This is a genomic window from Psychrobacter cibarius, assembly GCF_016107535.1.
In the GTDB taxonomy this organism is placed as follows: Bacteria; Pseudomonadota; Gammaproteobacteria; order Pseudomonadales; family Moraxellaceae; genus Psychrobacter; species Psychrobacter cibarius.
Genome location: NZ_JABASQ010000005.1, coordinates 91,856 through 103,989, shown reverse-complemented (window position 1 = coordinate 103,989; position 12,134 = coordinate 91,856). Strand labels below are relative to the sequence as shown.

Sequence of the window (12,134 nt, the reverse complement as noted above, 5' to 3'; positions counted from 1 at the left end):
GCTTTGTTTAATCCAATAAGCCAATATCTCGGCGATCGTGGATAGAGAAGCGATCAATCAGGGTTCGGCTCGCATTATTGAGTCCCACCACTTTGACATCAATGCCCTCACGTTGCAAGCGCATGACCAGTTTGTCCAAGGTGTCTACGGCACTGACATCCCAAAAATGCGCTTGGCTGACATCAATTTGAATACTGTCCAAAGCTTCTTTGGTATCGAAGCTGTTTAAGAACTGGGTCGTAGAAGCAAAGAATACTTGTCCTTGTACATAATAATAACGGGTATTAGTACTCTCATCATACTCACTAAATACCGTTAAGAATTGACCAATTTTATTGGCAAACGCCAGCGCTGATAGCAGCACGCCCACGCCCACGCCATAAGCTAGGTTGTGCGTAAATACTGTGGTCAAAACAGTCGCTAGCATAACAATATTAAATGACATCGGATGCGTTTTAAATTCGCGAATAGACTGCCAGTTAAAAGTACCAATGGAGACCATAATCATTACAGCGACCAGTGCCGCCATGGGAATTTGACTGACCCATTCACTTAAAAACACTACCATAATGAGCAGTACGATACCTGCCATCAAAGTGGACAGACGCGTACGTCCGCCAGATTTGACGTTGATCATAGATTGACCAATCATGGCACAGCCTGCCATGCCACCGAAGAAACCTGATACGACGTTGGCAATCCCTTGACCGCGACACTCGCGGTTTTTATCGCTTGGCGTATCTGTCAAATCATCGACGATAGTCGCTGTCATCATCGATTCTAATAAACCAACGATGGCAAGTGCGATAGAGTAAGGCGCGATGATCAGTAAAGTATTTAGGTTCAAGGGAATGTCAGGTAATAAGAACATCGGTAATGAATCAGGCAAATCGCCCATACTGCCGACATTACGAATATCGAGATTCATGTACATCGCGACAGCAGTCAAACCAACGATACAGATCAGCGGTGACGGAATCACGCGACCGATTTTAGGAATCAGTGGAAACAAGTAGATAATCGCTAAACCCGCCGCTGTCATAATATAAACCGTCATGCCAACGCGTTCAGTCATCGGGTTAAGCTCAGGCAGCTGGGCGGCAAAGATCAATATCGCGAGCGCATTGACGAAGCCAATGACTACCGAGCGCGACACAAAGCGCATCAAATTACCGAGCTTTAGAATACCCATTATAATCTGAATCCCACCGCACAATAAGGTGGCAGCTAGCAAATACTGCAAACCATGCTCGGCGACTAAGTCAACCATCACCAGTGCCATTGCCCCAGTTGCTGCCGAAATCATGCCTGGACGACCACCGACGAAACTGATCACGACCGCGATACAAAATGAGGCATACAAGCCGACTTTTGGATCAACACCTGCGATAATAGAAAAGGCAATGGCTTCAGGAATCAGCGCTAAGGCAACAACCAAACCGGATAAAACGTCGCCACGAACATTGGAAAACCACTCGTCACGTAAGTTATCAATAAAAGATGTCATAAGTAAACTGCATAGGGTTAGAGGCAAAAAAAGTAATCATTACTCATTCATAAAATGATCGCATCGCTATAAAAGTAGCTATTCATCTTTCTTTTACGGCAACATGTGCTGTGTCATATTGCGGTATTGAATTATTAAAGGTCGGTAATAAGTAGGTCTACTGATTTACTTACTGGTATCACTAATACGCTCACCAATAATTGATATGATGATAAATTCAGTGAGATTACCTAAAAAAAATAGTTAAAATAAGGTGCTTAAAGCAGGGCGTTTATAAGAGCACCTACAGTAACGAATAGCGTCAGCAATGATATGCTGCGGTAGAGGGTAATAAATAATTTCTCAAATAAAAATAGCCGCTCGACATGACCCGTCTATAGTAGTAACTTTGCCAAACAGAAGTGACAGTAGCGTGCTAACTGTGACAACATGCTAAACTAAAATGCTTGGGTAAATACCCAGTCACTTACAGATTAAGGCAACTATTATAGCATTAGCCACTTAATATAAAAACAGGGGCATAATAGCACATCGTCATAAAAAACCAGTACCGAAATCTGAACGATACCGTTATGATGCGTCTTATCTTGACGGCATCATTTTGCTTCTTTATATACTAGGTTTGTTTGATGCCATTTTGCTCGTCCAACAGAAGGAATAAATATGACCACCAACACTGCAACAGATGCCTTACTTCACAAAGGCAGTGGTCTACAAGTCGTGGTCGGTTTGGGACAATCTGGGTTGTCAGTTGCGTGCTATTTGGCCAATCAAGGCTATCAGGTTGCTGTCACTGATGCTCAGGCGACACCTAGCTTAGCAGATCAACTACCCGCTGAGATTAGTATTCGCCAATTTGGTGCGATTGACGCCGAGCTCTTGCAGCAAGCGGCACGTATTATTATAAGCCCCGGTATCTCACTTGCTACCGAAGCCGTCGCCGCTGCTCGCCAAGCGAATATTCCAGTGGTTAGTGACATTCAGCTATTTTGTGAGGCTTGTACCGTACCGATAGTGGCAATTACTGGCTCTAATGCTAAGAGCACCGTGACCACCTTGGTCGGGCAAATGGCCGAGGATGCTGGTGTCAATGTCGGTGTCGGCGGTAATATTGGCGTGCCAGCGCTGACCTTGCTTGATAATACTGATATGGAACTGGCGGTACTTGAGCTGTCGAGTTTTCAGTTAGAGACGGTGACCAATTTGGGTGCGCAAGTGGCGACAGTTCTGAATATGTCACCTGACCATCTAGATCGCCACGGCGATATGCTGGGCTACCATCAAGCCAAACATCGTATCTTTCAGGGTGCTAAGTCCGTGGTTATCAATCGCGAAGACGCCTTGACGCGTCCGCTAGTGGCTGATAATTTGCCCAGAGTGAGTACCGGTATACATGCTCCTGATAAAGGTCAATATGGTCTTATTACTACTCCTGAAGGTCAGATTTATCTTGCCCACGGTACAGAAAAGCTACTGTCTGCAGATAAACTGTTGATTAAAGGTCGTCATAATCTGCTCAATGCACAGGCAGCCTTAGCGTTAGGCGAACTTGCTGGTTTGCCATTGGGCAGTATGTTGAATACCTTACAGCAGTTTACTGGACTTGAGCATCGTTGCCAGTATGTGGCAAATGCTGCAGACATTGATTATTTCAATGATTCAAAAGGCACCAATATCGGCTCAACGGTGGCAGCTATCGAAGGGCTGGGTGCAGTCTATGCACCAAAGGATGGTAAACTACTATTGATTTTGGGTGGACAAGGTAAGGGTCAACAGTTTGGTGAATTGACGCCGTTTATCAATCAGTATGTTAGCCAAGTACTGTTTATTGGTGAAGATGCGCCCCTGATTGAACAGCATCTGCGCGCGGCTAAGATAAGCGCCGATGTTGCGTTACATCAGTGCCAAACTTTAGAAAATGCCTTTACAACCATTCAACAAGTCACGACAAGCAGCCTATCGCAAGTGCAAGCGGTGCTATTGTCACCTGCTTGTGCCAGCTTTGATCAATATAGTGGCTACGCAGCTCGCGGTGAGCATTTTAGTCAGTTGGTTGGTCAGTTAGCAACTGAGTCGTCAGATATGATGGCGGCCGATTAAAAGGTTTGGTGATTTAAGCATTTGCATGATAAGTGCTTAGCGAATATCAGCATTTAATAAAGAAATCAGAATTTAATAAAGAACTCGTGTATTTAATAAAGAATAAGGGCAATGCAATAGGATTGCCCTGAATTGACTTTTACGACGCGCGCGCATTTTCTGTATAAATGATTGTTTTGCTTATAGATTGCTGCTACTGTCAATCATAGCCAGTCAGCAACATGAATGGTCAGCTTATTTTCTTAGTAATCTGTCTGGTACTGTCTATTTTCTATTTTTTAAACGGTGGCGTTTAATAGACGCCGTGTTTTTTCGTTCGTTAGTGTATATAAAATTATGGCGCTCTCTTCTCTTTTTCGTTCCTCGTCCCAACCGAAGCAAGTATCTGGCTCAGATGGTATTCTTTCTATGCCGTCAGCACGCGCCATTCTCCTATCGAGTGTTGGCTGTATGTTGGTGCTCAGTCTATTGATGGTGGCTTCCGCTTCTATTCCTTTTGCGCTCAGTCGCGGCATGACAGAGCTGCACTTTTTCAAAAACCAGCTGCTGTATATGATGATCGGTTTGACGGTCGCTACGGTTTCTTATTACAGCGTGTCTTTGCGAACACTATATAAGACTGAAACCCAATTTATCCTATTGGGTATCACTGGCATGCTGCTAGTGGCAACCCTCTTTAGTACGCCTATTAACGGCTCCAAGCGTTGGCTGAACCTAGGGGTATTTAATTTTCAGGTGGCAGAGTTGGCCAAGTTAGTGATGATTGTCTTTGTCTCTGATTTTGTGGTGCGTCGCTCTTTTGAAGTTCGTAACGGCTTAGACGGTTTTTTGCGGATTATGTTGGTGGTGGCACTCATCACCATGCTGCTATTGTCACAGCCAGATTTTGGTTCTTTTGTCGTTATTTTAGGTACTATCTTTGCGATTTTTTATATCGCTGGTGCGCCTTACAAGCACTTTTTAGCACTGGGCGCGGCTGCCATCGGTGGTGCGGTATTGATGGTGACGACAGCGCAGTACCGATTGGTACGTGTGATGTCATTTATGGATCCGTTTGATGATGTGCAAGACACGGATTATCAGCTGGCACGTAGTTTGATTGCCTTTGGTCGTGGACAATTTACAGGCGTTGGTTATGGTGAGAGCGTACAGAAACTGTCGCATTTGCCTGAGGCACATACTGATTTTCTATTAGCCATTACAGGGGAAGAGTTAGGCTTTGTTGGGGTTACCATGGTACTGGTGCTCGAAGCGCTGATTATCGGTAGCGCGATGCGTATCAGTTACAACGCGCTCAAACGTCGGCAGATGCGTATGAGTTATACCGCCTTTGGTATCGGTGTGGTGTTTATTGCACAAACAATTATCAATGCGGCGATGAATATGGGCGCGATTCCAACCAAAGGATTGACCATGCCATTCTTCAGTTATGGCGGCTCATCAATGTTGATTAGTTTGGTGATGGTTGCGTTATTGCTAAAAATTTATAAAGAAAGCCCTGAAATCGAAAAAAGCCAATGCCGTTATTATTGATAGGTTGAGCATTAGTGATAGGCTCGATGCATCATGACTGGCATTATCCAAAGAAGCGTCGCTAAATAGTGGCGCTTTTTGCTAGCTGGCTTTTATCCATTGGGCATATTTAACTGTTGTTTGCCTTGTAGCGGCGTACTGTTCCATTGAGCAATGGCTTGCTTTAACATACGAGTAGGTGTGTCTCTATCGACGGCTGGTTGCTGTAATAGTTGTAAAGCATCGGCGATGAGTTTACTTGGATCTCGTGTATCAATGGGTTGTGCTAGGTTTTGCTTGGAGAGTTTTTGTCCATCAGCATGACATATCAGTGGCAAGTGATACCAGTGATCGATGGCAGGTAAGCGTGCGGCATCCATGATGCTGATTTGCGCTGTCGTCATGGGTAGGATATCTAGACCGCGCATAATATGTGTCACCTGTTGCAGTCCATCATCAAGGCTGGCAGCCAAAATATAATTGATCATACCATCTTGGCGACGCACCACCATATCACCCAATGTCTGCTGAGGATTATCCCACTGCAATCCTTGAATACCGTCGTTAAAACCAATCTTATAATTCGGTAGCTGTATGCGTAGCTTATGTTGCTCTCTATCAAGGTCAGCGCTGACACAGCAGCGTGGATAGCGCTTCCTGTTTGGTTGCAATGGGTTAGCATCATAAGATGGGCTCAGCTCTTCTTGCGCCCAGTATTGCTCCAAATCCTTACGCGAGCACTGACAACCATAAGTGAGCGGATGCAGGGCTGAGTGTAGATAATCATTATAAATATCAATACGCTCAGATTGATAAATGATATCACCGTCCCAGTACAATCCAAGCGCTTCCAAATCAATCAAGATTTGCTCAGTAAATTGCTGATCACAGCGTTCGGTATCAGTGTCTTCAATACGCAGTAGCCATTTACCACCAATGGATTTTATGTGGCAAAAGCTGGCAAGCGCAGTCGTCAATGAGCCAAGATGCAGTTCACCAGTCGGTGAGGGAGCAAAACGACCAATCGGCTGTACTGGTATGATTGGAGTGGGCATAGGAATAAGGTTAGTTTTCAAAGTAGGAAATTATTAGTAGAAAAGGTAGAAGATAGAATAATAAATATATCCGTAAAAAGATATTTGTGAAATGAGTCTGTTTTGTTAGCAAATCAATATAAGCAAGCTTAAAGCTCTGTATCAGCCATGATTCATTGACTAAAAGCCAGTCTTCTAAAACGCAATAAGCGACCATGTTATGGTCGCTTATGCTTACATTCTACTATTGAGATGAATCGTAATTCGCTTAAGCGCCTTGATTTTGGCGTTCTTTAATCTCAGACAGGGTTTTACAATCGATACACTGGGTAGCTGTTGGGCGCGCTTCGAGACGACGCAGACCAATCTCTACGCCACAAGTTTCACAAAATCCATAATCATCATTTTCAATTTCTGACATGGATTTATCAATTTTGCGAATGAGCTTACGTTCACGGTCACGCGTACGCAATGCGAGGGCAAACTCTTCTTCTTGGGTGGCGCGATCATTGATATCTGGCATAGCACTGGACTCGTCTTGGATATAAGTCTTGGTGCGATCCGCTTCGCCAATCAGTTGGCTCTTCCAATCCAATAATATAGCCTTAAAGTGCTCTAACTGCGCATCAGACATGTACTCTTCGTCTTTGGCAGGCACATAAGGAGTAAACTTAGCTTCACTTGGATTCGTGGTCAGGGTGCTCATATGGGTATCCTACTTTTTTCAAATTAATTCAATAAAACGACGTATCAAAAGACAAGACGCTATCAATGTCATAAACGCTATAATTTGTCCCTTTATAAAACGTTTTACCACTTGGTAACACAAGTAATACAGCGGATCTAATAGTACAGTTATCTTGATATGCTCAAAGCAATCTATCAAGGGTCAGGTATATGGTTATGCATATTTTTATTTAAATAGCGTTGTCTTAATAATGCGACAAATCACTGACTGTGAAGACTTAGCTGTGATCGATTTAGCCATCCTAGCTATTATAATTCTACCTAATACCAGATACTAGGCAGTCCTCATTTCGTTTTATACGTTGTATCATTGTTTCTGACAATAATGAAGTCATTTTTCATCATCATGTCGTTTTTACCGTGCCAGTCATTGTATTCTGAACTCAGAAATATCAGTCAATAGCTTGGGGTATAAGGGCTCACATCAATATTGGTGTCAATAAATCTGGGCGTCAAGTATCCAGTCTTTCTACCCAGCTTGCAACCTTTCCATTGTTGGCTAATTGCAACCAACGGTAACCGGGCGGGACGCTTTTATCATAGGAGAAATCATTCTCATAAGGCTTGAACTGGTAGCAAGTAGATGGCGTACTATAGACCGTGACTCCTTGACGATGGCGGACCTGCTCTTGGTGCGTATGACCACTGATAATGACCTTGAGATGGTCAAATCCTAACAGATGCTGCCAAAAGGCTTCACTATTCTCTGCCATATGTGTGTCAATCCAGTCAGAGTCTACGGGAATGACGTGATGATGTAGAGCAATCAGCGCAGGCTTATCACAAGCATCGAGTCTCTCGCATACCCAGTCAATATCGGTAGGCGTTATCTCGCCCGCGACTTTGCCCGTGATGGATGAGTCTAATAACAACAGCTGCCAGCGATCAGTCTCAATGACATGCCGGCTTAGCAAGCGCGGGTCGGCAGGTTGAGCAAGCAGTTCGCGCTCAAAGAATGGTAAGTCACTGCCTATCTCATCCGTCACATCATGATTGCCCGCAATACAAGCAAAAGGAATATTGGTGGCTTGCAATACCTCAAAAATATGATCGTAAATAGCGGGTTTCACTTCATTGACTAAGTCGCCAGTCACGATAATCAAATCGCAGCGAATGTCGCTACTCAATGCTTGCTGTAGTACTGTTTCAAAGCACTGCTGACAGACAGTGGCTTCGCTATTGTTAGTATCGCTATCAACACTAGAAGAAACGGGCGTTGATAAATGCAAATCTGTGATTTGTAGTATGTTTACCTGTTCATCTGGTGTGCTAATGTTATTAACAGGATAGCTTAGCATTGGGTCAGTCCCTCATCGAATCGAAACAAGTGATGCTGTTAAAACGAATGATAAATAAATGTCCTGCATCGAGTAGACTAATGAATTTTGGTCTGACCAATATGTTTTTTGGCTTGACGCCGCTAGTATGTCGATGGTATTAGGGCAAGTTTATAACATAAAGTCAATGAAAGCTCTATCATATTGATGAAATAAAGTTGGATAAGAGAATAAAAAACCAGCGGCTTTATGTGTACGATAATGTGTCTAGCGGCGCGCAGACCAAATTTTTGCAGTGCTGAGCTTTGAGAAAATCAGCGCGATAAAAAATAAAATAGCTAAGATTAATACGATAGCAAGTCCTGTCTGAATATCTAGCCAGATGCTTCCCCAAACGCCTAGCGTCACGCCAAGCTGTGCGATCAGTAGCGATATAACGACCATTTGTTTTGGCGATGATGACCATAAACGTGCCGTTAATGCTGGTAATACCAATAAACCGCTGATTAATAAACTACCAACCGCTTGCAGGGCAATCGCACAAAATCCCGCCAATACGCCCATAAAGAACAGCCGCTGGCGTGTCGGATTAACACCTTGAATACGCGCCAGTGCTTCATGAGTGGCAAGCTTAATTTGTGCAGGCCATATATACATAAGTAGACCTAACCCTACCAGCACGCTACCGGCAAGTAAGGGCAAGTCTGCCCAATCAAGCTCTAGCAAATTACCAAACAAAAACCCCAGTACGTTTGCTTGTTGGTCAGTCAACTGGGTCAAAGCCAATAAGCCTAAGCATAACAATGACACCGCCACGACCGCCAAAACCGCATCGACAGGCAGGCGCTCATCATCGATTAATACCAGCCCTAGCACCACCATGACGCTGACCAAGGCAATGCCAATACCCATAGGTAATTGCCACCATACTGCTAAAGCCACGCCAAGCAAGGTACCATGTGCTAAAGCATCAGCAAAAAAGGCCATGCGTCGCCACAAGACTAAGCAACCTAAAGGCGCTGATAGTAGCGCTAAAATACTGCCAGCGATCCAAGCGGGGGCAATGATGGCTAACCAAGCAGTCATAATAAATATCCGTAAAAGTTTTTATAAAGCTCAACGCTCGATATGTGTTTGATATATCAAGCTTCGATATATTTTATATTTGTGAATGTTCAACGCGCCTTAATGATTATAGTTCGCTTGGGGCGTGATGCTCACAGGCATGTGGTTGATGCACATAAGGCTGCTCATAATGATGCCCAAATAGCTTTTGAAACTCACTACTAACGGCAAGCTCGCTTGGTTGTCCCTCACAGCAAATGTGCTTATTAAGACAAATCACGCGTCGACTGCCCTTCATGACCCAATGCAGATCATGCGATACCACCAACATGGCACAACGCAAAAACTCCGGCAGCTCATCAATAAATTGATAGAGCCAAACCTCAGTATCAGGGTCCAGTCCTTGCATCGGCTCATCTAAAATCAATAAGTTGGGTTTGTCTAACAGTGCGCGCGCGAGCAAGACTCTTTGTGTCTCACCACCCGACAGGTGCAGCATTTGTCGCGATAATAAGTGCGTCAATGACAAGTTATCGAAGATAAATTGACGCTGCTCAGACGTTAAGCGCCTTTTATCCGCTTGTGCCAATAAATCGCAGACTCGTAATGGCAATATCGGCGGTACAGCAAAGCGCTGCGGTACATAGCCAAGCTGTAACTTTTGATGAGAGTTAATGTGCCCTTTAGTTGGCTCAATCAATCCCAAAATAAGTTTAACCAACGTTGACTTACCAGCGCCATTAGGTCCAATAAGACTGACTGTTTCATTAACCGCAATGTCAATATCAATATGTGAGAGTAAGCGTTGATGCCCAATGTCGTAGCTGACATCGCTTAGGCTCAGCAGTTTACTCGCAGTGTTAATGGTGTTGCCATCAACAGCGGAAAAGTTCGGTTGATTAGACGGTGAGGTAGACAGGCTCATAGTATGACAACCAATAAGTGAATAAGTAATACAAATAAAAAACGGATGACAAAGACTTACGCTTCAGTGGTTAGGGTGTGTTACTGGCACGCTTGGCAACGACCACTCAGCTCAATCACACTGCGTTCCACAATAAAGCCAACGTCTTGCTCAGCAAAACTCATCATTTCCTGTACGGGCACACTGCTACATTCTTGTACACGCTGACATTGACCACAGATTAAAAATGCTGCGGTATGCTGGGCGCGTGGGTGACAGCAGGGCACATAAGCATTGATAGAGGTCAATTGATGTATCAAGCCTTCACTCAATAAAAACTCCAGACTGCGATAGACAGTGGGTGGCGCGACATTTTTTGGCGCTTGTTTTTTAGAGCTAATTTCTTTAGATGCCGCTTTCGTTGGGCGCTGTTGCGAGCTAAGCGCTTCGCTGCTGTCATCATTGTTATTGGGCTCTGATAAGCGCATTTGCTGCAATTGCGTGATCAAATCATATGCACCGATGGGTTTATTGGCTGCCAATACCAATTGATATATTTGCTGGCGCAATGGGGTAAAGCGTGCACCGTTCAGGCGACATTGTTCTTTTGCTGCCATTAGGCGCTCGGTCACGTCATGCGGCGTAAAGTCCTGCACATCATGTAAATGTTCGCAGACTGATAAACTGGTGGACATGGTGCAAGCTCCTACAAAATAAAATGGCACTGTTATTATAGTAATTTATAATGTTATAGTATAACATACTAAAAATAATAGCAGATAAGTGATCTTGGCTTATTTATTGATACCTTAATGATCACTCAGATACAACGGCGATAACGTCTAAATGTTTCCACTTATATTTTATCTTTCATACATTAAAGAATCTATTATGAACTCAGTTTTCAAATATTTTTTAAGCTCAACCATTATACTACAGCGATGGCTCATTACGGGCATAGTTGCATTAGGCCTCTTTACTGTGAGTGCACAAGCGGCAACAGTCAGCGTGAGTAACTACCCACTGTTTTTATTGAGTCAAGCAGTGACTGAAGGTTCACCGCCCGCCAAGCAGTTATTGCAGGCCGGGGAGGTAGGTCATCATGGCAGTATCAGCCCAGGCGATATTAAAGCCATTCAGGACAGTAAATTTGTCGTGTGGTTTGGTGAGCCACTAGAAAATAACTTGGCGGCAAGCCTTAATACCGCACCCAATGCGATTGCCTTATTTGAATTTGATGCCTTTAATCGTCATCCGCTACGTGACGTCCAAGGCAAGCCTATTGCTGGCACCTTGGATCCACATATATGGTTAGATCCTGAAAATGCCAAAGCCATGACTCGTGCCCTTGCTGTCATCCACAGTCATGCTAATCCGCAATATAAAGCACTTTATCACGCCAATGCACAAAAATTTGCTCAGCGAATGGATAGGGGAGTGGCATCTTTCGTAAAACAAGCTAAAGGCAAGCAGCAAACCCAGCCTTATTGGGCCTATCATGATGCTTATCAATACATCGAATCCAGCACAAACCTAAAGCTTGTTGGCAGTTTAAGCACTGATCACCATCTAGCACCACGAGCAAGCCAAATACGCTGGCTAAATGAGAAGCGTCCAGCCAAGCAAATGTGTCTGGTTAGCCCAAGTCAACCAGCCAAAGGTCTACTCGCTAAGTTACAGCCTGTAAAAACCACTGTGCAACCTGAAGATATGAGCAATAGTAAAGACTTTGTGAGTGGTTGGCAGACGATGGCACAGCAAATCTATCAATGTATATCGTAGGATAACTGATTAACCATAGTGGCTTACAACGCTTGAGAAGCCATTATGTAGTCATACTTTGGGTGTTATCCATTGGTCAGTAACTATGATGTCTATGAGTGATTCAGCTAGGTCACTGATAAAAGGTATATTTTTCTTGCTTAACGGTGGTATGCCCCTTATAATAAGTGGCGTTTTATTTTGGTTAAAAGGTAACACCTGTAGAG

The 12,134-nt window shown here is 44.0% G+C and carries 10 protein-coding genes; 3 read left to right on the top strand and 7 right to left on the bottom strand.

From position 1 onward, the window contains the following. Positions 1 to 7: 7 nt before the first annotated feature. Positions 8 to 1,507, bottom strand: coding sequence for a SulP family inorganic anion transporter (locus JFC08_RS05590; RefSeq protein ID WP_045445854.1), 1,500 nt, complete (start codon positions 1,505 to 1,507; stop codon positions 8 to 10). A 663-nt stretch (positions 1,508 to 2,170) separates the two neighbouring features. Between JFC08_RS05590 and murD the strand changes: the two genes are divergently transcribed. Both murD and ftsW read left to right on the top strand, forming a co-directional pair. Continuing rightward, positions 2,171 to 3,607 carry a UDP-N-acetylmuramoyl-L-alanine--D-glutamate ligase gene (gene murD / locus JFC08_RS05585; RefSeq protein WP_198330023.1) on the top strand — a complete coding sequence of 479 codons (1,437 nt, stop codon included), beginning with the start codon at positions 2,171 to 2,173 and terminating at the stop codon, positions 3,605 to 3,607. Positions 3,608 to 3,943: 336 nt separating this feature from the next. Beyond that, positions 3,944 to 5,140 (top strand): putative lipid II flippase FtsW, encoded by a 1,197-nt coding sequence (ftsW, locus tag JFC08_RS05580; RefSeq protein WP_227697660.1) that lies wholly within the window; start codon positions 3,944 to 3,946, stop codon positions 5,138 to 5,140. Positions 5,141 to 5,232: 92 nt separating this feature from the next. On the opposite strand, the gene gluQRS is transcribed toward ftsW, so the two are convergent. From gluQRS to JFC08_RS05550, 6 genes are all read right to left on the bottom strand, one after another. Then, positions 5,233 to 6,174, bottom strand: coding sequence for a tRNA glutamyl-Q(34) synthetase GluQRS (gene gluQRS / locus JFC08_RS05575; RefSeq protein ID WP_198330022.1), 942 nt, complete (start codon positions 6,172 to 6,174; stop codon positions 5,233 to 5,235). 247 nt (positions 6,175 to 6,421) lie between these two features. Beyond that, a complete protein-coding gene (gene dksA / locus JFC08_RS05570; RefSeq protein WP_045445865.1) occupies positions 6,422 to 6,859 on the bottom strand; it encodes an RNA polymerase-binding protein DksA in 438 nt (145 codons plus the stop codon). Positions 6,860 to 7,352: 493 nt separating this feature from the next. Beyond that, entirely contained in the window at positions 7,353 to 8,198 is an 846-nt protein-coding gene (locus tag JFC08_RS05565) for a metallophosphoesterase (protein ID WP_198330021.1), read from the bottom strand. A 246-nt stretch (positions 8,199 to 8,444) separates the two neighbouring features. Beyond that, the gene (locus JFC08_RS05560; RefSeq protein ID WP_055125361.1) at positions 8,445 to 9,263 is read right to left on the bottom strand and encodes a metal ABC transporter permease; all 819 of its coding nucleotides are present in this window, start codon (positions 9,261 to 9,263) and stop codon (positions 8,445 to 8,447) included. A 106-nt stretch (positions 9,264 to 9,369) separates the two neighbouring features. Continuing rightward, positions 9,370 to 10,167: a metal ABC transporter ATP-binding protein gene (locus tag JFC08_RS05555; RefSeq protein WP_198330020.1), complete on the bottom strand. Its 798-nt coding sequence runs from the start codon at positions 10,165 to 10,167 to the stop codon at positions 9,370 to 9,372. Positions 10,168 to 10,247: 80 nt separating this feature from the next. After that, complete coding sequence (locus tag JFC08_RS05550) at positions 10,248 to 10,841, bottom strand: Fur family transcriptional regulator (protein WP_198330019.1); 594 nt, start codon at positions 10,839 to 10,841, stop codon at positions 10,248 to 10,250. Positions 10,842 to 11,127: 286 nt separating this feature from the next. Between JFC08_RS05550 and JFC08_RS05545 the strand changes: the two genes are divergently transcribed. Then, complete coding sequence (locus JFC08_RS05545) at positions 11,128 to 11,928, top strand: metal ABC transporter solute-binding protein, Zn/Mn family (protein WP_338101662.1); 801 nt, start codon at positions 11,128 to 11,130, stop codon at positions 11,926 to 11,928. Positions 11,929 to 12,134: the final 206 nt, after the last annotated feature.

What these genes read in the sequence shown, in the direction of transcription:
- dksA (WP_045445865.1), bottom strand. Translation starts at nt 6,859, where the DNA reads ATGAGCACCCTGACCACGAATCCAAGTGAAGCTAAGTTTACTCCTTAT.
- JFC08_RS05550 (WP_198330019.1), bottom strand. Translation starts at nt 10,841, where the DNA reads ATGTCCACCAGTTTATCAGTCTGCGAACATTTACATGATGTGCAGGAC.
- ftsW (WP_227697660.1), top strand. Translation starts at nt 3,944, where the DNA reads ATGGCGCTCTCTTCTCTTTTTCGTTCCTCGTCCCAACCGAAGCAAGTA.
- JFC08_RS05565 (WP_198330021.1), bottom strand. Translation starts at nt 8,198, where the DNA reads ATGCTAAGCTATCCTGTTAATAACATTAGCACACCAGATGAACAGGTA.
- JFC08_RS05555 (WP_198330020.1), bottom strand. Translation starts at nt 10,167, where the DNA reads ATGAGCCTGTCTACCTCACCGTCTAATCAACCGAACTTTTCCGCTGTT.
- JFC08_RS05590 (WP_045445854.1), bottom strand. Translation starts at nt 1,507, where the DNA reads ATGACATCTTTTATTGATAACTTACGTGACGAGTGGTTTTCCAATGTT.
- gluQRS (WP_198330022.1), bottom strand. Translation starts at nt 6,174, where the DNA reads ATGCCCACTCCAATCATACCAGTACAGCCGATTGGTCGTTTTGCTCCC.
- murD (WP_198330023.1), top strand. Translation starts at nt 2,171, where the DNA reads ATGACCACCAACACTGCAACAGATGCCTTACTTCACAAAGGCAGTGGT.
- JFC08_RS05560 (WP_055125361.1), bottom strand. Translation starts at nt 9,263, where the DNA reads ATGACTGCTTGGTTAGCCATCATTGCCCCCGCTTGGATCGCTGGCAGT.